Genomic DNA, 23,273 nt, shown 5'->3' with positions numbered 1-23,273 from the left:
TTTAAGATTATTTATTTACGGAGACGTGTGGGGGTTTCCACGTCTCCGTTTTTTCGTATAAAAAGGGAAAGGGTTACATAAATATGGAGGAAAAAATGAGCAAAAACAGCTTTGCGGATGGACTAAGAGAGTTCTTTAGAAAAGATCTGGTTCAGTACATAGTAAAACGTCTTTTGATGTTCATTCCCACATTGCTTTTAATTTCAATACTTGTTTTCTTCGTTATACAGCTTCCTCCCGGAGACTATGTTTCCGCTCATATTGCGGCACTGGCAACCGAAGGAGAACTTGTAGATGCGGATTATGCAGCATCAATGCGTGCAGATTATGGACTTGATCTCCCTATCTGGCAACAGTATGTCAAATGGGTTAAGGATATCATCTGGACTCCTACGGATTCTGCTTATTACAGACTTTATCATTCACATCACAACTGGAAATATTCTTTTGCCTATGGGCGTGATGTATGGAGCGTTGTTAATGACAGGCTCGGACTTACAATTGGCGTAACAGCGATAATCATGTTATTCCAATATCTTGTATCAATACCTATTGCAGTATATGCAAGTACCCATCAGTATTCTGTTGGAGATTATATCTCTGCGATAATTGGTTTCCTTGGTACAGCGATTCCAAACTTTATTCTGGCAATTGTGCTGATGTATCTCTCATACAAATGGACCGGCAATGCCAACGTAGGTCTTTTTACTCAGGAGATGCTAAAAAACGGCATTCATTTATACAATTTTGGTGATTTCTTAAAGAGAATGATTATTCCTATCATAGTTATAGGAACCAGTGGTACATGTGGAATCATTCGTTCAGTAAGAGCACAGATGCTCGATGAAGTTGCCCAGCAGTACACTCTTACAGCGAGAGCTAAGGGCGTTTCTGAGGGAAAGATCATTATGAAGTATTGCTTCAGAGCAGCTATAAACCCTACAGTATCCGGACTTGGCGGAGTCCTTTCAAGTCTTTTCTCCGGATCAACTGTTACAGCGCTTGTTTTAAATATGCAGATCCAGGGACCTGTGCTTTATAAAGCCCTTCAGTCTCAGGACATGTATCTTGCAGGCGCAATCGTTATGATTCAGGCAGTGCTTGTTGTAATCGGAGTTCTTTTATCTGATATAGCGCTTGCATTCCTTGATCCAAGAATTCGTTACTCAGGAGGTGGCAGATAATGGCTAAAAAGAAAACTAAAGAAGATTATTATCTTGCCTCTCAGTGGACACTGATGGCCAGAAAGCTAAAGAAGCACAAGCTTGCGCAGCTTTCATTTATTATTCTTGCTGTACTTTATATTTCAGCTTTATTTGCAGATTTCCTTGCTCCATACGGACTTGACGAGTTTGATGGACTTTATCGTAATTCAGCACCAACACAGATCTACACAATATATGAAGATCAGCATGTTGGACCTCATGTCTATAAGCTTGCCAAAACTATTGATAAAAAGACCTTTGAAGTTAAGCTTGAGCCTGATCTTTCTGAATACTATAAGATTGAGTGGTTTGTACATGGAACAGAGTATAAGATATTAGGGCTGGTGCCATGTGATCTGCATCTGTTTGGTGTAGGAACAGGTTCTAAAGGCGGTACAGGGGCAAAGATATTCTTGTTTGGCGCAGATTCTCTTGGAAGAGATATCTTTTCCAGAGTGCTTCTAGGAGCGAGAATTTCCCTCTCTATACCGTTTGCAAGCGCGATAATCAGCTTCTTCCTGGGAGTAGCAATTGGATCAATATCCGGTTACTTCGGAGGAGTGCTTGACATTGTTATTCAGCGTATCATCGAGGTTATCGGCGCTGTTCCGCAGATTCCTCTCTGGATGGCTCTTTCAGCAGCAATTCCGGCAGGAATCTCAACAGTAAAGATGTACTTTTACATGACAATTATTCTGTCGTTCATCAACTGGACCGGAATGGCTCGTATAGTAAGAGGTAAGTTCCTTTCACTTAAAAATGAAGATTACGTAATGGCAGCAAGACTTGCCGGTGTTTCTACATGGAAGATCATCTGGAAGCATCTTGTTCCCGGATTTATGAGTTACCTGATTGTATCTCTTACACTGGGAATTCCGGGATCTATCGTTGGTGAGACATCAATGTCATATCTTGGACTTGGTATTAAGTCACCTGCAACCAGTTGGGGAGTTCTTTTACAGGAAGCAAGTTCTGTTACTGATGTGGCTTTGAATCCTCATAAGCTGATACCGATCATTTTTGTAACAATTACAGTACTTGCGTTTAACTTCCTTGGCGATGGTATGCGTGATGCAGCAGATCCTTACAAGTGATTAGGAGTGTTATTACATAATCAGGAGATTACCATGGAAAAAGATAATATTATTGAAGTAAAAGACCTTCATGTGGATATAAAGATGATGGAGGGAACTCTTACACCTGTAAGAGGCGTTAATTTTGAGATAAAAAAAGGCGAAACTCTTGGACTTGTTGGAGAATCCGGCTGCGGAAAATCTATTACCTGTAAGTCAATTCTTGCCATCAATGATAAGAAGTGCATTCCTCACGGAGAGATTCTTTTTAGAAATGAAGATGGCACTGAAGTAGACCTTCTTAAGATGGATCCTAAGGGAAAAGAAATACGAAATATCCGCGGTAAGCAGATATCAATGATATTCCAGGAGCCGATGGTTGCGTTTTCGCCCATGTATACAATCGGAAATCAGATCAATGAAGCTACACTTTTGCATATAACAAAAGACAAGAAGAAAGCTAAAGAGATTTCTCTTGAAGTTATGAGAAAAGTAGGTATTGCTAACGTTGAGAAGAGATACAATCAGTATCCTCATGAGTTTTCAGGCGGTATGCTTCAGAGAGCGCTGATTGCAATGGCGCTTGTCTGCAATCCTAAGTTGCTTATTGCGGATGAGCCAACTACAGCTCTTGACGTTACAATTCAGGCTCAGATCCTTGAGCTTATGAAAGAGCTTCAAAAAGAGTTTAATATGGCAATTCTTTTTATTACACATGACCTTGGTGTAGTAGCCAAAATGTGCGACAGAGTTGCTGTTATGTATCTTGGAAAAGTTGTTGAGACAGGTGATTCCAAGACAATTTATTCCAATCCTCAGCATCCTTATACCCGTGGACTTATGGGTTCTGTTCATAAGATTGGAGGCAAGAAGGATGAAAGACTGTTTTCAATCGAAGGAACAGTTCCGCTTGCAATGAATCTTCCTGAGCAGTGCGGATTCTATGACAGATGTGATTGCAGAATTGAGGGACTTTGCGATAAGGCTGAACCGGAGCTTGTAGAGATTGAACCCGGCCATAAGATAGCATGCTTTAACTGCAATAATCCGGCATGTCTTGCACACAGGAAAGAAGCTGAAGCCAGGATAAAAGAAAGAGAAGCAAAGGCAGGAACAGAAGAGGAAGGAGGAAAAAAGCGTGGAAAAAGATAATATTCTTGAAGTAAAAAATGTGCATAAGCGATTTACCTCCAAAAATGTGACAGTAAAGGCAGTTACAGATGTTTCTTTTGATGCCAGAAAAGGTGAGACTATAGGTATTGTAGGAGAGTCAGGATGTGGTAAGACCACTCTTGGACGCTGCATTGTCAGGGCATATGAAGCCTCTGAAGGGTCTGTTTTTTATCGAACAGAGGCAGGCGAGGAGGTTGACTTCCTCAAGATAGATAAAAAGAAGATGAAGGAGATCCGCAAGGAAATTCAGATGATCTTCCAGGATCCATATTCATCGCTTGACCCAAGAATGACTGTTCTTGACATCATCAAGGAGCCATTAAAGGCAAATTATCCAAAGATGCCTAAGGCTGAGATGGACCAGAAGGCAAAAGATATGGCTGAGAAGGTAGGACTTAATCCGGCTTATCTTATGCGCTATCCTCATGCTTTTTCCGGTGGTCAGAGACAGAGAATCGGAATTGCCAGAGCGCTTATTCTTCATCCGAATATCATTGTGTGTGACGAGGCAGTTTCTGCGCTGGATGTTTCTATTCAGGCTCAGGTCATCAATCTGTTAAAAGACCTTCAGAAGGAAATGAAGCTTACTTACATATTCATTTCTCACGATCTTTCTGTTGTTGAGCATATTTCTGACAGAGTTGGTGTTATGTACCTTGGAAAGATGGTTGAATATGGAACTACTGAGGAAATTTTTTCTCATCCAAAGCACCCATATACAGAGGCTCTTTTATCAGCAGTTCCTGTGGCTGATCCGAACTATCAGCAGGAAAGAATTCCTCTTAAGGGCGAGATTCCTAACCCTGCTAATCCACCAAGTGGATGCTTTTTCCATACAAGATGTAAGTATTGTACAGAAAAATGTAAAGAGATTACACCTGAATACAAGGAATACGGCCAGGGACATTTTGCAGCCTGCATACACGCTGATGAGCTTGAACTTCGCGGATTTGATATGGCAAAATGATAAATTAATAAATGCAGACATAGTATAGGCGTAAATGGCGTAAAAAGCTGTTTGCGCTTATTTACTATCGTGAATAATTATAAGGGGCATAAAATGAACATATACAAAGCAAGTGATTATGAGGATATGGGGCGCATAGCTGCAAAGATAATTGCAGCTGAAGTTGTCCTAAAGCCTGATTGTGTGCTTGGACTTGCGACGGGATCATCGCCTGTAAGTACATATGAGCATCTAATCAAGTGGTATGAAGAAGGTTATCTGGATTTTTCAAAGGTTAAGACCGTGAATCTGGATGAGTATGTGGGGCTTTCCGAAGATAATGATCAGAGCTATCACTATTTTATGGATACATGTCTTTTTTCCAGAATCAATATTGATAAAAACAATACATATATACCTGATGGTGTCTGCAAAGATGCTGAGGCTGAGTGCGATGATTATGAGAAAAAAATAGAAAATCTGGGAGGAATCGACATACAGGTTCTGGGAATTGGCCAAAATGGCCATATAGGCTTTAATGAGCCCGGTAAAAGCTTTGTTAAGCGTACACATGTGGTTGAACTTACTAAGAGCACGATAGAGGCAAATAAGAGGTTTTTTGAGGATGTCTCTATGGTGCCAACAAGCGCCATAACGATGGGAATCGGAACAATCATGAAAGCCCGAAAAATAATAATGCTTGTAAACGGTGAAGGAAAGGCGGATATTCTTGCAAGAGCATTTAAGGGGGATATCACGCCTGAAGTTCCCGCATCTATCTTACAGCTTCATCCCGATGTCACAATTGTGGCAGATGAGGCTGCATTATCAAGAATGAATGAGATATAAAATGAAAGCGCATGTAATAGTGCGCTTTTATGCTATCCGGAAACTGCAAAAACAATTATATTTTCGATGTAAAGAACGGTTGTTAAATGTTTTTGCGTAATATATCATTAGATTAAATGAAAACCAATCAGGAGGGCATATGATATACGTAAATCAGGCAGGCTATTCGAAAGAAGGAACTAAGCGGGCGACAATTGCAGGTACTGAAAGCTTTATTCTTCATGCGCAGGATGGCCGCGAAGTATTAAAGGGTGAGTGCAAGCTTCAATTTGATGAGAACAGTGGCGAAAATGCGGCTGTGGTAGATTTTTCCGAGATAAAGGAAGAGGGAAAATACTACTTTACTGATGGAAATGGCGAAAAGAGCGCTGAATTTGTTATAGCTGAGGATCACTATGACAAGGCTTTTAAGGATGTCATGAAGATGTTCTATTTTCAGCGTTGCGGAATGGAACTTGAAGAAAAATATGCCGGCAAATTTGCCAGAAAAGCTTGTCACTGTAAGGGCGGTTATATGCTTGAAAATAAGTCAATCCGCCGCAAGATGCTTGGCGGATGGCACGATGCTGGTGATTATGGAAGATATGTGACAGCAGCTGCTGTTGCGCTTGCACATATTTTTTATGGCTATGAAATGTTTCCCTATGCATTTGATAAGGACCTGAATATTCCTGAGAGTGGTGGGATATATCCTGATATTTTAGCTGAATGTAAGTATGAGCTTGATTGGATATTGGATATGCAGGACGAGGACGGAGGAGTGCATCATAAATGTACCTCTGCAGGATTCTGCGGATTTATTATGCCAGAGGATGATGACCTTGATATGGTAATCACTCCGGTATCAAGTCTTGCTACAGCAGATTTTGCAGCAATAATGGCGCAGGCAAGCCGTATTTATGGCGCTTTTGATGCAGAATATGGTAAAACTTTGGCAGATGCAGCCAGAAAAGCCTGGGAATGGCTTATAAAGAATCCTTCTTTTGTTTTTGAAAATCCAAAGGAAGTTACTACAGGAACTTATGAAGATCTTTGCGATGCAGACGAGAGATTTTGGGCTGCTACAGAGATGTATCGTCTCGATAGAAGCGAAGAAGCAAAGAAAGTGATCATGTGCACCATGGAGCTTCGCATTCCGTTGTTTAGCCTTGGATGGGCTGATGTGGGAGGCTTTGGAACGCTGGCTGTAATTAACGGTGGAGAAGATCTCTTTGGAACTGATCTTTATAACAGAATGAAACTCAAATGGATGGATGAAGCAGACAGATTAAAGGCTGTAGCAGAGAACAATGCATTTGGCATTACACTTCGTACTATTGAGTTTACATGGGGAAGTAACATGGTTGTTCTTACAAACTCCATGATTTTAGCAGTTGCGCATTTCCTTACTGGTGATGAGTCATATTTAAAGGCTGCGGAATATCAGCTTGATTATATCTTTGGCAGAAATGCAATGGATTTAAGCTATGTAACCGGCATTGGAGAAAGAGCATTTAAGCATCCACATCTGCGTCCTACAGAGGCAGATGGCATTGATGAGGCTATTCCGGGCTTTGTTTCTGGCGGACCGAATTTCAGACCTTGTGACGAGGCTGCAAATCTCGACAATATGTCAGATAAGCCTGCCATGAGACGATATGCTGATGATATGCGTTCATATTCAACAAATGAGATAACCATTTATTGGAATTCACCGCTTGTATTCATGCTGGGATATATTGAATCTTTGAAATAAATGAAAAGCAGTAGAATAGCCATTGTAGCTATGATATCATGAAGGCATGGTGCTTATTTGCAGTAAGTACCTGCCTTTTTTATCCCATTTGTGGTGTTGTTTGCTTGCACAATGTATTTTGCCACAAGAATCGAGAAATATAAGAAGGAATATAATGTCCAGACATACAAGGAGATTATAGCCTTCACAAAAGGAGAAACTCTTTCTGAAATAGATCAGATAAGGGAAGAGGCAAAAAGACCTTACCAGAAAGTCTTATCTACTGTAATATCAGCTGTTATTGCTGCTGTAGTATGTGGTGGTATAGGACTAGCTCTAATGCTCTTAGTTAAGTAATAAAACAGACATAAAAAATAAGAATAAACTTTGGAGGATGAAAAAATATGAACTTTTTAAATAATAAGTATGGATATGCAAATGGTATAGGAATTTTGTTGATTATAGCTGCTGGCGTTTTCGATATGCCCGGATATTTCAAAGGATTAATACAGGGATTTGGTTTCTGCTTGTTTTTTGTTACTTTATATTTGACATTCAAGCTTATGGGAAGTAAGAAAAACGAAGCAGAAAATGCTGAGGAATAAGTGATTCAAATGTGCAACTGCACTTTTTATGTGTGACAGTAGTGTGATATATCATCTGATAACATATAAACATGATAAGGAACGACAAAGCACCAAGGGTAGCGATGCTTTACCGGAAGGGATGCGGTTTCTTATGAGGGGCATAGTTAAGTAGTCCTGGTGGCATGAGCTTCATCTGGGATAAAACGTAACTGTCAATTATTCGAGGCACTCACAGTAAAGGTGGCTTAAGCTTCACCGTAGCTGATGGGTGTCTCTTTTGTCCTGCATTTTCCCACCGCCATAAAGCATGTTATGGAGACCTTAAAATAAATCTTACTGATGATGCCAGACTCATGTTTAGTAATTCTTCGGCAAATCTATCAACTGTAGATGTGAACAAGCTGTTTGACAGGTTTTTTACTGTTGAAAATGCTCTTAGCAGTTCGACTGGACTGGGACTATCCATCGTCAAAATATTTGCTGAACGAATGAACTGTAGTGTCAAAGCTGATTATGAAGATGGCAAGCTTATTATAGAAGTAGATTTTTAAAGCTTTATGGTCAGTAGAAGCTAAGGAGTAGTATGAAAACAAAGAGAAATATATCATTAAAAATAGCTAAAGTAATAGGAATAATTATTGCAGTGCTAATTGTCCTGTGTCTTCTAGCTACAGTGGTATTTAGAGGTTTAAACTATATCAATCACAAAATCTTATACAAGAATGGTGTTAATGAGACTACCTATATTGATATTAATGGGCAGGAACAATATGTAATGATGATGGGTCAGGATGCGACTAATCCTGTAATTATTTATTTACACGGCGGACCAGCTGGACCAGATACTTTCATGACTTATTGTTTTTCTGATTATCTTACTGATGAATATACATTTATCGGTTGGGATCAGCGCGGTTGTGGAAGGACCTATTATAAAAACATAAAAGAAGATCCAAATAACGAAACAGTGTCCTTTAATCAAGCGTTAGATGATTTGGATGAACTCGTCAATTATGCATGTGATAGATTTGGCCAGGATAAAGTAATAATCATGGGACATTCCTATGGCACAACTTTAGGAAGTACTTATGTAAAGCAACACCCCAAAAAGGTGCAGGCTTATATTGGCATAGGTCAGCTTGTATCGATAGAGGATGCTGATATATATAGCTATCATGATGCTATTGCTAGGGCTCAGTTGGTAGGAGATGACACAACTGAGATGGACAATGCTTTCAAGGACTTCTGCGATAACCCTGGTATTCCAACATTAATTGCGTTGAGAGGATATACTTCTAAATATCATCCTGTAGAAAATGAGTCAGGACAAGTAGGACTAGCATGGTTTTCGCCATATACAAACATTGACGATTTGAAGTGGTTTTCAAAGCAACTAGGAGATGTTGATAGCTTCGTAGAGCTAAACAAACCTTTATATGACACAATAATGACATTTAGCGTATATGATGATTCATTAGATTATGAAGTGCCAGTTTGTTTTGTTTCAGGCGCGGATGATTGGGTTTGCCCAACTGACAAGACTGCAGAATACTATGAAGCAATTACAGCTCCACAGAAAAAAATGTATGTAATTGATAAATGTGGTCACGATGTTCATTTTGCTAGTCCAGAGGAATTTGATGCGGATGTAAAGGAGTTTCTGGATTCAATAGAAGAGTAATGGATTGCGGTGGAAAGTTGATACTCCTTTGATGTGATATACTATCACATGGAGGAAATTTGAACCGCCTCCTACTCGATCGTTCAGCTTATGCGTATGTGCCCTCTGGAAAATCAAGCGTCTGAAAAAATGAGACTATAAAGACATCATCACTTACATTATTGTCTATAAAGAAGTCTTCAATGGCAACCTTATGTAATTGACCATTTTCATCTATCTGCTTTACAATACGCATCACTTTTCTTTCGCCACGATTATAAGCTTCAAGAAGACTTTTTCTATTAAAGGTATTCTGTACTTCTTCTCTTGACTCTGGAACTGTCATATTTACGACCTTTTCAAGACAGTCATCATATAATCCGGTTTCTGGGATGACAAGATCTAAGAAGTTTTCACGCTTCATGAATGTATATGAATTCTTACTTATGTTCACAAATTTAATAAGAGAGAACTTCATATATACAGAATCTATGAGCATCCTGACCTGTCCCAGAACTGATTGACTTGCGAATGGATCAATTTCACCAACTTCTACGGGTGCTTCTTCCATGCACATGTTCAAAAAATCATTCTTAGGAACGGGCTTTGAAAAAATAAATCCCTGTATATAATCACAGTCACATGTATTTATAAACTGGAGCTGCTCATTGGTTTCTACACCCTCGACTACAGTAACAAGCCTTAATCTATGAGCCATATAGAAAACTGATTCGAGCATCTGTCTTCCTTTATCCGACTGGCAATTATCATTAAGAAATGACCTGTCGATCTTAAGTACTCTTGCCGGTACATCTTTTACAAATGAAAGAGAAGACATACCTGAGCCAAAATCATCTATAGATACAGTATAGCCGGCTGCTTTAACATCGTTAACCAGTTTGATGACAGCATCTCTGCTTGTCGCAATATCAGACTCTGTTATTTCTATACCTAATAAGTCCTTGTTTATGCCATAGTGATTAACAAGACCATCCAGCATTTTTACAAAGTGTTCATTGTGAGCATGTTCTCTGCCAAAGTTAACACTGATCCTTACTGCCTTATCACCAAGACTAACAATCGTTTTACATGCTTCTTCTGCAATAAACCAGTCTACTACTGAGAGTTTGCCTTCAGCTTCCAAATATGGAATGAAGTCTTTGGGTAAAACAACAGTACCATCAGCTTTTACCCATCTAACCAGGGCTTCTGCGCCTCCAATAACACCTTTCTTTATGTTGTACTGAGGCTGATAATACGCCTGCAGTTCTCCGCTCTCCATAGCAGAGACTATTTCGTTAACCAAATTTCCGTGCATAAAATCCTCAAATCTAGCGTTTTTCACATCACAAAAACAGCTTTCAAATTATAGTATTGCGTTTTATTAGTGTCAATGAACTGAATACACTAATAAATTTTGGATACTGGCTTATAATTTGTTATTTTCAACAATAAGTCAGATTTTATGCACATTTGCTGTTTGGGTTTCAATGATCTCTCGGAATCTTGAGTGATCATGCCAGCTAAATTCTGGCAATTGAACTTTGACAAGTGAATATTACCCAAGATGAAAAAAAGATGCAAAACAGGGCATGAATAATAGACATAACACTGTTGCTATGCCTGAGAATGCTGTATGATATTTACGAGATCATGCTACATTACAAACCAACTTTCTCAGGGCGGATTCGTAAGGCAGATCCCATGCATCCAAATGTTGTAACATGAGGATGTGATAGAGGCGGCAGTACCACATCTTTGTTGAGCGGTGCCTGCCGCTTTCTAGTTTGAAGTCTATTTTCTCACGCTTGTTTGAGCGTTCAACAGAAGTTCTTGCATTATACTCGTTTTTCCATTCATCACTATCTCTTGGCGGTATGTTTATAAGGCGCGGATTATCTTTCATGGCCAAATGAACAGTACGACCATATTTGGAATTCGAGCATGGTTCACTACAGGAACATCCAAATTTTCTGCTTGCCAAGGGACAACGGAATTTAATGCGGTATTTGGAGCTTTCAACACCATCATGGTTCATTTTTCTTCCAGCCTTGCATACAGGAACACCATCTTTACCAATGGTGAAATCATTCTTGTATTGCACTTTTATGCCACGCTTTTCGTTTAGATCAATAAAAGGGGTTATGTGTTCCTTTTTACAGTATTCATAGTAAGGCATGGCATCATGAGCAGAATCCAGTAATAGTTTACGGACGTTATAATCCGGAAGAAATGATTTCATCCTGAAGAAGGAATGAAGAAAGCCATGCGAATCATGCATTGAGGCTGGATTTAAGAGCGGGAATACGGGGAGATCACTTTCTGAGTCTGACGCAACAATCATATATAGATCATATCCGTGATAGAAGCAGTCTCTGGAGGAATCCCATCCGATGTCACAATCAGGCTGAGAAAAGTATCTTTCACAGTCGCAGTCAGTAATACCTTTTTCGGCACAATCACAGATGCGATGTTTGCGTTCTCTTGCTGATGTGACAACAGGAGTTCCGTCGACGGCAATAGATAGATTAGAACTATTTATCAGACCTTTACGGACAGAGTTTTCCAGAAATTCTTTCTTAAAAAGTTCAAAGAGAGAACCATAAGGTTGATCCTTAATAGAGAACGTAGTTCCTTCGAGCTGCTTAAATAGTTCATCGACAGTAACTTTATCAATGGGTTTGGCTTTAGAACCTTTTTTACCAGGTTTTTTAACAGTGGCTTTTAGTTTATGCAGATGAGAAGACAGGTTATTATCATTCGAATCCCACAGCCTGGAAAAGAAATCATAGAAAGTTCCAATTCCGGGCGTATCACCTACTTCAAAACCGCTGAGAATGGCATAAAGAGGATTGATCTTTAATTGTGAAACCCATTCGGTAATAGAATCAACTTTGAAGTCAATGCTAAGAAGGTAAGAACGATGCATGCAGGAAGGAGTTCTGGGAGCAGGACCAAATTTAGAATACTTGGAGATCATGTTTTGATCAGTGTAGGAAAGATCAAGGTTCCAAAAGCGGTCTATGATATCCCAGGTGCTTTGAGATATAGCATCTGGATCAGGGTAATATTTGCGGAGATTTTCAACAACAAAGTTTTGGTAGTCGGCATGACTGCCACAATTAACAGGTAACATAAAATCGCCCTCCAATCAAAAAACTTACGGCCGCGCCGTAACGACACTTCCTTTTTAACAAGGGCGCGAAGCACCGCATTTTTGGAGGTAAATGTCAAGTGTTTTTTGATAAAAAAGTGGGGAATTTTAATAAAAAAAGAATCTGAAAGCCGCATTGTTACTGGCTTATAGATTCCGAGAGTATATGATGGTGAGTGGAGGTAATTACTATGTTTTTTGGAAAAAAATATAAGGATGTAAGACTGACAGATGGTCAGTACAAAAAACTCGTAGGCAGCATGAACAAGAAAGAGCGTAGAGAATTTGAACGCAGGCAGGAGGAACTTCGTCGCGGAAGGGAAGAAGACAGGCTCCTTGGATGGTTGGAGTTTGAAGATGAGCTTGATGATATGTAAGAAGGACGTGTTCCATGGGGACTAAAGAGCGGCCAAAATCCGATTGATTCAGATTTTAGCCGCTCGATTTTTCTTTTATATATACCACACAGGAACTATCAGGTTATTGCTGTCTACTGCTGACAGCTCAGGTCTAATGCATATAATCGCGCCAGAGCCTCTTGGTGTCGTTGCTTTGTCTAATACTGAGAAAGCACCTACCAGCTCAGTGCCGGGATTGACCGATCTTTTGACCTCTATTGGATGGAGCATTCCATCACTTTCAAGGATCATATCCACTTCTTTATTGTCTTTATCCCTGTAATACCAGAAGAGGCAGTCCTTGGCTGCGTTTTTATAGGATTTGATGATCTCCATGACAACGTAGTTTTCAAGGATATGTCCTGCCAGAGCGCCATTTGCAAGGATCTCCGGGGATGAATATTTTGTCAGGTAAGCCACAAGGCCGGTATCAAAGAAATACAGCTTTGGCGTCTTGATCGTTCTATGGAGCAGGTTGTTGCTGTATGGACGTAGCAGTGTGATGATCTCTGACTTTTCCAGTACCTGTAACCAGCGCTTTGCGGTATCATCGTTTATTCCGACGTCTCCTGCTATGGCATGTACATTAAGCACCTCGCCTATCCTTGATGCAGCTGACCTTATGAAGTCCTGAAATAAGAGCTTGTCTACTCCCTGGATCAGGTCGCTTACATCTCTTTCGATATATGTCTGGATGTAACTGCTGTAGTAAACATCCCTGTCAGTAAACTTTCCGCTGATAAGACCGGGCATTCCGCCCATCCAGATGCGTTCATATATTTCATCCAATGAAGCAGGCGCATGTGTCTTTTTACGTTTCTTAAGCGCGCTTAGATCAACAGAAAATGGACTGGAAACATCTTTTCCATATGCTTCGTGCTGCGAAAGAGGAGGGAGCCTGAGTATTGCAACTCTTCCGGCCAATGACTCCTGTGCCAGGTCCATGAGCTTGAAGGCCTGCGAACCTGTAAGCCAGAATGATCCCGGGGCAGCACCTTTGTCTATTGCGATCTTGATATATGAAAAGAGCTCCGGAGCATACTGTACTTCATCGATCATGACAGGAGGTTCATGGATCTGCAAAAACATTGCAGGATCTTTTTTGGCAAGAGCACGAGCCTCCAGGTCATCTAAGGTGACGATCTCTCTTTCTTCTCCCTGTTCTTTCATTATGGTTTCAAACAAAGTGCTCTTTCCAACCTGTCTTGCACCTGTGATCAGGATGGCAGAGTACTCTTTGTTAAGGTCTATTATCTTGGATTTAAGATCCCTTTCGATATGTCTCATGATAAATCCTTTCGGCTAAAATGTGATTCAATCATATTTTAGCCGAAAATGGTTGCCATATCAATAGGCTTGCGGAAATTAACAATTTCATGCGCAAAAATTTCCACATGCCTTCTTTTATCATGAAATCACAAGAACAGAAAACATAAGAGTTTATCAAAGATAGGAGCAGATGATATGGAGAATGTTAAATTTGTTCGTTCTGAAGAAAAAGGTAGAATCTTATATCTTTATTTTAAGATTCATGATAGAGTAGCCGACTTTATCAGGAAGCATATACATTATTATGAGACTCTGCTGAGCGATTTCTTGGATACAGAAGACTATGATCAGGGCCAGGTAGATCTTGAATGGTGGACGGCTCATTTCTTTATTTCACTTAACAATGTGATCTTTGATGATCCTTATCCAGATGGAGGAGGCGCTGGGGCTGTGCCTGAAGGGGCGTGCAATGTGGCAGCATCTTTTTCTGAAGTTTCGGATTTTCTCAAGATACTCAAGTCCATCGATAAGATAGTAGTTGTCGATGATGTAAGGAAGTATGGACCGGAAGAAATAAAGAAGCTACGTGATGAGCTAAAGGATGAGAGTACGGAAGACAAAGTGATTGTTATTGATGAAAGGAATAGGTGATGATATGCAGATATCTATGGGAATGTCGGTTTTAACACAAAAGAAGATTGAAAAGGCTGAATTTGACAAGCGTATGGAAGAGCATACTAAGTGGCTCAAAAACAATGAGGAAGGAAAGCGTGCAGATTTTAGCGATGTTGACCTCAGCGAGATGGATCTGTCTGGGATGGATTTTTCATATGCAGACATGATGGGGGTAAATCTTAGAAGCTCTAATCTTGCTGGAGCTAATTTGTCTAATGCAAACCTTTGGGGAGCTCATATGCACAATGCGGATTTGACGGGGGCTGTAATTGATGGCACCACTTTCTACAACGTAAACTTAACGCTCTCTAAGCTCAATGAGTGCAAAGGTAAAAAGGCATGTTTTAGCTTTTCTTGCATGTGGGACTGTGAGATAAAGAATGCTGTTTTAAAGAAGGCAAATTTCTTTGCGGCAGAAATCTGTGATTGTGATTTTTCAGGATCCGATCTGGAAGAAGCGCGCTTTTGCTGTGCTGACTTTGATGATTCAACCTTCGTGGATACGAGGCTCTGCAATGCCAATTTCGATTTCGCCAGAAGGACGTACTGGACCGATTTTACAAACTCTGATATGACGGGACTTAGCACTGCTGAAATAAATTTGAATCCTGACAATCTGAAGGGCGTAAAGGGACTTCATATGCCTATATTCTGTCCGGAAGAGGGATCGTTTATTGCATGGAAAAAGTGTAGGGAAGGGAAGATTGTGAAGTTACTGATCCCTGAGCATGCAAAGAGAAAGGGAAGTACTTTACATTCATGCCGAGCATCCGAAGCGGTTGTCTTGGATATCTTCGACAAAGAAGGAAATTCTGTCGATGAAGCTGTAAGCCGGGTAGACAAAGAATTCAAGTATATCAAAGGTACTAATGTTATTGCGAAGGAACTTGACCCTAAACGACATGGGGATGTTTCAGGAATATACTTCGAATTATCACGCAGGGAAGCTGAGGCACTTGCAGATAAGGATGAGGATGAAGAAGATAACAACTAATTCGAAATGGGTACTGTTATACATGCATGTTTCAAGATTCTTTATGATTTCTTAATTTGTCTATGTGGAAAAAATTGCCCATAATTGTTAGTAGAATGGTAGCTGATTAAGGAATGCACTTTCCGGTAAAAAAGGAGCTGACATGGGCACAAAACAATCAAAGAAACTGATGCTTTTTAATCTCTTAGACATACTCAGGAAATATACAGATGAGGATCACCGCTTAAGTCAGAAGGAAATAGAGGAGCGGCTTAAGGAAGAATATGGCATGGATGCTGACAGGAAGTCTATCAAGACAAACCTGATGAAGCTTGAAGAGTTCGGCTATGACATTGCTTATAGCGAGTCAATCCGTATGGTTAAGAACCCCAAGACCGGAGAGCTGGAAGAAAACTACATTCTTAGCGACTTCTATCTTGTAAGGGATTTTGAGGACAGTGAGCTGCGGCTTCTTATTGATGGACTTCTTTTTTCCAAGCATCTTCCATACAGTCAGTGCAAAGAGCTTGTTGAAAAGATAGAAAAGCTCTCAAATATCTACTTTAGGTCCAGGGTTAAGCATATTGCTACAATGCCAAAGGACAGGACAAATAATAAGCAGCTCTTTTTCAATATTGATGTGATAGATGAAGCTATAAATGAAAAGAAAAAGATTGCCTTCAAGTACGTGGAATATGGAACAGATCTTAAGCAGCATCCTAAGAAAGATGAGAATGGGAAGGACAGAGTATATGTTGTAAGTCCGTACCAGATGGCTGCAAAAGAAGGAAAATACTATCTTATCTGCAATTATGACAAGTACGAGGATATCTCAAATTACCGTGTGGACAGGATTGTAGATATTCAGAAGCTGGAAGAGACATCAAAGCCTTTTAGTAAGCTAAAGGGTGCAAATGGTCAGGCTCTGGATCTTTCAAAATATATGAAAGAGCACGTTTATATGTACAGCAGCGATACTTCCAGAGCCAAGCTCAGGATAGTTAATGAGATGATAAGCGACATTGTGGATATGTTTGGAAGCGATGTTCGATTCTACAATCAGGATGCTACCCACGTAAGTGTTGCTGTTAATGCCAATGAGACCTCTGTACTGCAGTTTGCCAAGAACTATGCTCCGGATGTTGTGATTCTGGAGCCGAAGGAGCTGAGGAATAGAGCGATTGAGGATTTGAAGAAGGGGCTAAAAGGATATGAATAATACTGCTATAGACTTTTTGACATATAGTTATTTGGGTGTTACACATGATCAATGTGATTGGGAGATGCTTCTAGCTAATTCTATAGATAGGGCATGTAAGGATGCCACTAATCAGGGGGCGTATAACACAAGAGTTAAGGAATATATGAGAAAAAAATCTGCAGAGCAGAAAGCGGAGTCTAAAAATGAATTGCAAGATATTTTCAGGGAATTGTTTTCTGACAAGAAGATGGTTTATGACGAGTGGCATAAAAAAGCATGTAGTAGGCTGCTAGAAGGATTTAAGGGGTTGCCATTTGAATATGGAAACGCTCAGAAATGGGTGAATATGACATCAAAATATCTCTATATAGCTTATAGCCTGGATTTGCTTAAGGGACACGAAAAAGATGTTTTGGAAAAGTACATGAGGGACTTCCATGTTCCGATTGATAGTTATATCCTGGAGGGCTTGAAGTACACGGATATAGATTGCCAGATTGAATCTAGTACCTGGAGTAGGTGGAAAGATTCTGGGAAATATTACGAATTACAGGATGTTCTTAGAAAGCGCTTTACAAGAAATGAAGGGACGGTTCTTGTCTGGGAGAACAAATTATGGACTGCAGTTGCGCAGTATAGGAAGACAACTGACAAGGCTTCGATAAAAGAAACAATCAAAGATCTGGTCCAATCGTCGGAGAGCGTAGAGGTGATTTGATGAAAACAGTTAAAATCGGAAGGTATCGTTTCAAAAAAAGCAGTATGGATATGAAAGCAATAACCAGGATTGTATTAAATGAGACATTAGAAGGGAAAATGCTTTTGATTAGTAAAAACTGCATTGATTCAATGCAGTACGGAGATGAAGACTACGAAAATGATAAGCTTGAATGGGAAAACAGTTATGTAAGAAACTGGTTAAATGATTATTTCTATCGGTTTGCATTTAGCAATAATGAATGCGAAAAGATGTATCCTATTCAAGTGCAAACTCAAGGGGGAAAAGTTTTAGAAGATATGGTAATTCTTTTTAGTGCAGAAGAAGTGGAAAAGTATCTGCCTAATATAGACGATCGCAAAGCTAAACCTAGTGGGTGGGCAAAGCATTCCTGGGAAGAGGACTCCTTATGTACAGAGAACGGATGCTGTGTCTGGTTGCTTAGAGATCCCTCATAACTATTTGAAGGGAACTGGACCGGCATTAGTCCATCAGGGGAATTAGATCTCGTTGGAGGAGATTTTTATCTGAGCGGAGTACAGGGTGTACGACCAGTGATAATGGTAGACAAGTCATATAAAGAAAGCATTCCTGTAGATTTTGATATAGATAAAGAACAGCTGGCTCCTAGTAAAAAGCCGAAAAAGATTGATGATGGGGCACTTGATGAACTGGCAGATTCAATTAGGGAGCATGGTAATTTGATTCTTATAGAGGTTTATGAAAAGGATGGAAGCTACATTCTTATTACTGGAGAACGTAGACTTAGAGCTGCACAGAAGGCAGGTGTGAAAAAGATTAGTACGATTATTCGGAGACAGAGCTAGTACATGAACAATATTCATACGTGGAACTACTGCTATAGAAGTGTTTTCTTGTGGGACGATGCGAAATGCATCGTCCCATTTTAGGTCAACCAAGCTGTTGTCGCGATACTCTGATAGTATCAGACAAAGGTTTGGGCATTGGGGATGCCGGAATGACCATGTTTTGCATGTACAAAAAATTCCGCATGCCTCTATCTATAATGACACTATAAGATAGCAGAAAGGCACTAAAACACTGGAGATATGGAATGTGTAAGGAAGGAATAAGAGGAGTGTTCTGGCTGGTAGAAGATGAGTTAATTATTTCCAGATATGAAGAGGGGATAATGGAAGGGCTATCCAAAGCAGGAAATAACTACAATCATGAGAAGTTGTGGGAGTCTGTGAAGCCAAAAGGCTGTAATAGGAAATACAACTACTATCCTCGTGGAAGAGTAGAAGTTTCGAACAAGGGGAAGCCGCTTGTTTATATGAGTCCCTATATAGGCCATGAGCAGGTACAGGCTGTTTTGGAGACCCTTGGTATAGATGCAGAGCCCATTATACATATAGATGGCAGCAAGCATTACCATTGTCACTTTGATGAGGAGAATTGAAGGCTTTACAGCAGGAGGTAAAGAGATGGTTTTTTATGAGTTTTTATATAGCTATACAAGAAGGGAAATAGTTGAAGAAGCTGAAGAAAACGTATCTAAAGCACGTAAGAATAAGCGGAACGAATTTGCGGATTTTGTGAGTGATTTAAATTCGCAGCTCGGGCCAGAATGCGGCTTAGAGGGTAATATATCTATGCTTATTGTTGCTGTAAATGAAAGTGAGCTGACCGTTCTTGCTGGTTGTAGCCTTGAAAATGTATCTCTGAAAAAATGTAAGGATTTTGTTAGCAAGAAAATAGCGGATTCTGATAAAGCTATTGAAAATGTGTCATTTAAATCGCAGAAAGAAATATGCCCTTATGAGGTCAATGAACTGTATAGGAAGGCCAATCGTCAGGATTTGATACCATGGCAATGTAGGAACTTTACTGATGAACTTCTTATAGACTATTTCCATGGTGCAAACAATTTCAATGTCAAAGAAAAGTGTATCAGTAAAAAAATGACGTATAAGCAGGCTGTAAAGAAAGCAGAAGAGCTGATGGCAGATGATACGCTGATAGAGGAATTGAAGAGGATATATTCGAACGATAATTCCAGGAAGTACTGCGGCAATCCTGTTCATTACAAAATCATTGTTGGCGATTACCAGGCTGCAGAATCAATCAGCGAGCTGCTTATCAGCGCACTTTGGTCAAATAACCGAGTTTTAGGTACAAGAATAGAAAAACTGACTTCCATTGGTGAACGGGCATATCGAAATGAAGATGAACTGGATAAGATTTTTCAGGTTGCACAGGGAAACGCTGTTTCAATCGATATGTCAGGTGATGATGGCATGCATGGTGTTTATGCATCTGCTTACGAGCAGGTTACAGAGCAACTTAACTCTTTTGTAAAAGAGTATGGACTGTATACATTATGCTTCTTTATTGAAAACACATCTAATCCTGGCTTCTCTAATGCTATGATTTCTAAGGCAGTTGAGAATATAAGTATCATAGAGCTAAAAGAAGGTGCGGGAGATTACGACAAGTCCTTCAGATTCTTTCAAAAGCTTGCAAAAGAACATGATAGCGTTGTGATGGAAGAAGACTTCTATAGCGTGCTTTCTAAGAAAAAGCTTTATACCGTTGCAGAAGTTTATAAGGCGTTCAATACCTGGTACGGAAGAAGCCTTAAGGAGCGGATTTATAAAGCCTATAAGGCTTGTGATGTGGTTAAGGTGGATAAAAAGGGACCTGAATCAGAACCATATAAAGAGCTTAAGGAAATGATAGGTCTTTCAGAAATCAAGAATGTTGTCGATCAGATAATCGATTCTGGAAAGGCTCGAAAGTTAAGGTCAAAGATGGGACTGGATACATATTCGAACTCTATGCATATGATATTTACCGGCAATCCTGGCAGCGCTAAGACTTCTGTAGCAAGACTTCTAGCCCAGATATTAAAGAAAGAAGGTGTCCTTGAGAGCGGAAATTATGTGGAAGTAGGACGTGCTGATCTTATTGCCAGGTATGTAGGATGGACAGCAAAGACTGTATGCGAGAAGTTTAGAGAAGCTAATGGAGGAATTCTCTTTATTGATGAAGCGTATTCTCTTGTTGATGGTTCAAATTCTTTTGGCGATGAGGCAATAAACACTATAGTACAGGAAATGGAAAACCACAGAGAAGATGTGATTGTGATTTTTGCTGGATATCCTGAAAAAATGAAAGAGTTCCTTGATAAGAATGAGGGCCTTAGAAGTAGGATTGCATTCCATCTTGACTTCCCGGATTATAAAGCTGATGAAATGTGGCAGATCCTGAAGCTAATGGCTGAAAAGAGAGGATTTAAGCTTTCTGAAGACGTTGAACCAAAATCTATGGAGATATTTAAGGAAGCATGTGCCCATGAGGAGTTTGGTAATGGACGATTTGTCCGTAATCTATTAGAACAGGCAGAAATGCGCCAGTCACAGAGACTCTTTAGGGAGAACAAGGGTAAAAAGATCTCTAAGGAGAAGATCATGCAGCTTAAGGCTGAGGATTTTGAAACAGTAGTCGGAAATCAGTTCAAGGAGAAAAAACAGGGAATTGGTTTTGCAGTATGACAGGTGGACATTTCTTGTCCTCACTGTATAGTAAAGTATTATAAGGCTTTTTAGGGGGCAATATGTCAACGTATGTGGTGGCAGATATACATGGACAATTGAATACGTTTCTTGCTGGACTTAAGGCTATCGAGTTTTCGTCAGAAGACTACCTATATGTCTTAGGGGATGCAGTAGACAGAGGCCCTGATGGGATCAAGATTCTCCAGAAGATTATGGCAGAGGCTAATATGGACCTGATCATAGGAAACCATGAGTTCATGATGCTAAATTCAGTAGATCCTGGCGGCAAGAATGTTTGGAACGGGAAGGACTGGGACCTTTGGCTATTTTACAATGGTGGCGACAAAACGTTCTCGCAGTATGAGACCTTGAAGAAAGCCGAAAGGAAAGAGCTTTTGAAATGGCTGGGCGACCGGTATGTCATGATGACAATGGATGTGGAAGGCAGAAAAATATGCCTTTCCCATTCATATTATAAGAAAGGTCTTGAGAACCTTAAGTACAAAGATATGAGCTACCAGGATGTTTGGAATATTGTCTGGACATCCATATATCGTGATGATTTTGAGACTAAAGGGGAGAACATATATGGTGACTATGATTATACATTTGTCACAGGTCACGTTCCGGTACAGAGAATCCGAAAATGGATTGAGGTTGAGGAAGACTTTGGGTGCCTGAAGTCTTTTCGGAAAGGAAATCTAATCGATATCGATGGAGGCTGTTCTTTCGGAGAGCTCGATGAGGTTGATAACGGATTGATATTCCTACGGCTCGAGGACATGGTGGAGTTTCCAGTTCCGTACGTTGGTTGATTAAAGCCAGGTTTCCCTGGCTTTAATGGTTTAGCTTGGCTTATGGAGTAAAAACTCTGGAATCTGCAGTTGGACAGGCATCGGCTTTGGTTTTGACTGAAGAGTAGAAACAGTCGGTATGCCTGATGCCTGTTTTGCATTCTTTAGGAAGTCCAGATTAGGATTTATCTGAGGAGTGGGCTCTTTAGGCGTGACAAGTACTTTTGAAGCAAATTCTTTTGGGTCAGGAGTTGAAGACTCCTGAACAGTGGAAACCTGCTTCATTCCTGTCGCAATAACTGTTACGACTATTTCCTCAGAAGTTGGATCGCCGCTTACAGTACCCCAGAAGATGTTAACATTGTCGCCAGCCTGTTCTCTTATGTAGGAAACAGCTTTATTAAGAGCAACAAGGTCGACTCTTCCGCTAGTGTTCAGAAGTATATTGGATGCTCCGGTTATTCTGGTGTCGAGAAGTTGAGAGCTGATGGCCTTTTCTACTGCATCAACTATTGTCTCGTCTCCAGAAGCTATTCCGATGCCGAATAAGCCATAACCTTTGTCTTTAAGCGTGGATCTGAGGTCGTTAAAGTCAAGGTTTATTGTTCCGTGATTGAAGATGATATTAGTGATGCCTTCGACTGTGTATCTCAGAACTGAATCACACAGGGTGAAGGCTTCATCAAGAAAAAACTGCTTATCAGTGATTGTGAGGAGCTTGTCATTTGGAATGACCAGCAGAGTGTCGATGTTCTGCTCAAGTTTTTTTAACCCCGTCTGAGCTGCATAGACTCTGGGCTTGCTCTCGAAAGAGAAGGGCATTGTAACTACTGCAACGGTAAGGATTCCCAGGTTTTTACAAATCTGAGCTACGACCGGAATGGCGCCGGTTCCAGTGCCGCCGCCCATTCCGCAGGTTAGGATTACCATATTTGCATCATGGACGAGCTCTGCTATATCTTCCTCGCTCTCTTTTGCGGCGGACTCCCCTACAGTAGGGTCGCCGCCGGCACCGAACCCTTGCGTGAGTTTTGTGCCGAGCTGAAGTCGTTTTGTGGCTGGACATTTATCCAGAGTCATGGAATCAGTGTTAAGTGCTGCGTATGTAACATAATCGGATGCCTTTTCAATCATCCTTGTTATGGCGTTGTTTCCCCCACCGCCAATGCCAATGACCATGACTTTTGGCATGGTTTTGCTGTTTGCAAATGATTCTTTTATTTCAAGCATATCTACCTCCCGTTTGCACAAGTGCAAGTGTGGCGTGAAAATGATTTGCATTTATGCAAATATTTTATGGTTTACAATATAGCGTTTATGCAAATCAATGTCAACAATAATTTGCATAAATGCAAATTTTGGT

24 protein-coding genes are annotated in these 23,273 nt (G+C 40.3%); 20 read left to right on the top strand and 4 right to left on the bottom strand.

Annotated elements, in window-relative coordinates; translation table 11 throughout:
* Positions 1-95 precede the first annotated feature (95 nt).
* The 10 genes from BM086_RS09885 to BM086_RS09840 all read left to right on the top strand — a co-directional run bounded on the left by BM086_RS09885 (position 96) and on the right by BM086_RS09840 (position 9,228).
* Entirely contained in the window at positions 96-1,184 is a 1,089-nt protein-coding gene (locus BM086_RS09885; protein ID WP_242952164.1) for an ABC transporter permease, read from the top strand.
* The gene (locus BM086_RS09880) at positions 1,184-2,299 is read left to right on the top strand and encodes an ABC transporter permease (RefSeq protein WP_092325857.1); all 1,116 of its coding nucleotides are present in this window, start codon (positions 1,184-1,186) and stop codon (positions 2,297-2,299) included. Before BM086_RS09885 ends, BM086_RS09880 begins: the two co-directional genes overlap by 1 nt.
* A 33-nt stretch (positions 2,300-2,332) precedes the next feature.
* Positions 2,333-3,430: an ABC transporter ATP-binding protein gene (locus BM086_RS09875; protein WP_092325856.1), complete on the top strand. Its 1,098-nt coding sequence runs from the start codon at positions 2,333-2,335 to the stop codon at positions 3,428-3,430.
* Entirely contained in the window at positions 3,417-4,418 is a 1,002-nt protein-coding gene (locus tag BM086_RS09870; protein WP_092325855.1) for an ABC transporter ATP-binding protein, read from the top strand. Before BM086_RS09875 ends, BM086_RS09870 begins: the two co-directional genes overlap by 14 nt.
* Positions 4,419-4,511: 93 nt before the next feature.
* Complete coding sequence (gene nagB, locus BM086_RS09865) at positions 4,512-5,246, top strand: glucosamine-6-phosphate deaminase (protein WP_092325854.1); 735 nt, start codon at positions 4,512-4,514, stop codon at positions 5,244-5,246.
* A gap of 139 nt (positions 5,247-5,385) precedes the next feature.
* Positions 5,386-6,981 carry a glycoside hydrolase family 9 protein gene (locus BM086_RS09860; RefSeq protein ID WP_092325853.1) on the top strand — a complete coding sequence of 532 codons (1,596 nt, stop codon included), beginning with the start codon at positions 5,386-5,388 and terminating at the stop codon, positions 6,979-6,981.
* A gap of 111 nt (positions 6,982-7,092) precedes the next feature.
* Positions 7,093-7,317, top strand: coding sequence for a hypothetical protein (locus BM086_RS09855; protein WP_092325852.1), 225 nt, complete (start codon positions 7,093-7,095; stop codon positions 7,315-7,317).
* A 47-nt stretch (positions 7,318-7,364) separates the two neighbouring features.
* Positions 7,365-7,565 carry a hypothetical protein gene (locus BM086_RS09850; RefSeq protein ID WP_092325851.1) on the top strand — a complete coding sequence of 67 codons (201 nt, stop codon included), beginning with the start codon at positions 7,365-7,367 and terminating at the stop codon, positions 7,563-7,565.
* A 191-nt stretch (positions 7,566-7,756) separates the two neighbouring features.
* Entirely contained in the window at positions 7,757-8,098 is a 342-nt protein-coding gene (locus BM086_RS21750; RefSeq protein ID WP_330391578.1) for an ATP-binding protein, read from the top strand.
* Positions 8,099-8,130: 32 nt separating this feature from the next.
* A complete protein-coding gene (locus BM086_RS09840; RefSeq protein WP_092325849.1) occupies positions 8,131-9,228 on the top strand; it encodes an alpha/beta fold hydrolase in 1,098 nt (365 codons plus the stop codon).
* An 88-nt stretch (positions 9,229-9,316) separates the two neighbouring features.
* On the opposite strand, the gene BM086_RS09835 is transcribed toward BM086_RS09840, so the two are convergent.
* Positions 9,317-10,525 carry an EAL domain-containing protein gene (locus BM086_RS09835; protein WP_092325848.1) on the bottom strand — a complete coding sequence of 403 codons (1,209 nt, stop codon included), beginning with the start codon at positions 10,523-10,525 and terminating at the stop codon, positions 9,317-9,319.
* Between the two features lie 333 nt (positions 10,526-10,858).
* Positions 10,859-12,343, bottom strand: coding sequence for a transposase (locus BM086_RS09830; protein ID WP_092325847.1), 1,485 nt, complete (start codon positions 12,341-12,343; stop codon positions 10,859-10,861).
* 209 nt (positions 12,344-12,552) lie between these two features.
* Here BM086_RS09830 and BM086_RS09825 point away from each other — a divergent pair, with 209 nt between their 5' ends.
* The gene (locus BM086_RS09825) at positions 12,553-12,738 is read left to right on the top strand and encodes a hypothetical protein (RefSeq protein ID WP_092325846.1); all 186 of its coding nucleotides are present in this window, start codon (positions 12,553-12,555) and stop codon (positions 12,736-12,738) included.
* A 75-nt stretch (positions 12,739-12,813) separates the two neighbouring features.
* Here the strand turns inward: BM086_RS09825 and BM086_RS09820 are convergent, their stop codons facing one another.
* A complete protein-coding gene (locus tag BM086_RS09820) occupies positions 12,814-14,046 on the bottom strand; it encodes an ATP-binding protein (protein WP_092325845.1) in 1,233 nt (410 codons plus the stop codon).
* 177 nt (positions 14,047-14,223) lie between these two features.
* Between BM086_RS09820 and BM086_RS09815 the strand changes: the two genes are divergently transcribed.
* From BM086_RS09815 to BM086_RS09775, 9 genes are all read left to right on the top strand, one after another.
* Complete coding sequence (locus tag BM086_RS09815; RefSeq protein ID WP_092325844.1) at positions 14,224-14,679, top strand: hypothetical protein; 456 nt, start codon at positions 14,224-14,226, stop codon at positions 14,677-14,679.
* Entirely contained in the window at positions 14,663-15,697 is a 1,035-nt protein-coding gene (locus tag BM086_RS09810) for a pentapeptide repeat-containing protein (protein ID WP_092325843.1), read from the top strand. The genes BM086_RS09815 and BM086_RS09810 overlap by 17 nt, the downstream gene beginning before the upstream one ends.
* Before the next feature lie 142 nt (positions 15,698-15,839).
* A complete protein-coding gene (locus BM086_RS09805) occupies positions 15,840-16,895 on the top strand; it encodes a helix-turn-helix transcriptional regulator (protein WP_092325842.1) in 1,056 nt (351 codons plus the stop codon).
* Positions 16,888-17,595: a hypothetical protein gene (locus BM086_RS09800; RefSeq protein WP_092325841.1), complete on the top strand. Its 708-nt coding sequence runs from the start codon at positions 16,888-16,890 to the stop codon at positions 17,593-17,595. The genes BM086_RS09805 and BM086_RS09800 overlap by 8 nt, the downstream gene beginning before the upstream one ends.
* On the top strand, positions 17,595-18,053 hold the full coding sequence (locus tag BM086_RS09795) for a DUF6273 domain-containing protein (protein WP_092325840.1): 459 nt from the start codon (positions 17,595-17,597) through the stop codon (positions 18,051-18,053). Before BM086_RS09800 ends, BM086_RS09795 begins: the two co-directional genes overlap by 1 nt.
* Positions 18,054-18,155: 102 nt before the next feature.
* Entirely contained in the window at positions 18,156-18,422 is a 267-nt protein-coding gene (locus BM086_RS09790) for a ParB N-terminal domain-containing protein (protein ID WP_092325878.1), read from the top strand.
* A gap of 248 nt (positions 18,423-18,670) precedes the next feature.
* A complete protein-coding gene (locus BM086_RS09785) occupies positions 18,671-19,018 on the top strand; it encodes a hypothetical protein (protein WP_092325839.1) in 348 nt (115 codons plus the stop codon).
* 25 nt (positions 19,019-19,043) lie between these two features.
* Positions 19,044-21,113, top strand: coding sequence for an AAA family ATPase (locus BM086_RS09780; protein ID WP_175560199.1), 2,070 nt, complete (start codon positions 19,044-19,046; stop codon positions 21,111-21,113).
* Between the two features lie 62 nt (positions 21,114-21,175).
* Positions 21,176-21,931 (top strand): metallophosphoesterase, encoded by a 756-nt coding sequence (locus BM086_RS09775; RefSeq protein WP_092325837.1) that lies wholly within the window; start codon positions 21,176-21,178, stop codon positions 21,929-21,931.
* A 30-nt stretch (positions 21,932-21,961) separates the two neighbouring features.
* Here BM086_RS09775 and ftsZ read toward each other — a convergent pair whose 3' ends face one another.
* Positions 21,962-23,140, bottom strand: a complete 1,179-nt coding sequence (gene ftsZ, locus BM086_RS09770; protein WP_175560198.1) for a cell division protein FtsZ — start codon at positions 23,138-23,140, stop codon at positions 21,962-21,964.
* Positions 23,141-23,273: the final 133 nt, after the last annotated feature.

The sequence above is a fragment of the Butyrivibrio sp. YAB3001 genome (assembly GCF_900112195.1).
Lineage (GTDB): Bacteria > Bacillota > Clostridia > Lachnospirales > Lachnospiraceae > Butyrivibrio.
The sequence above is the reverse complement of the archived record's forward strand: the minus strand, read 5'-3'. Positions and strand labels throughout refer to the sequence as shown.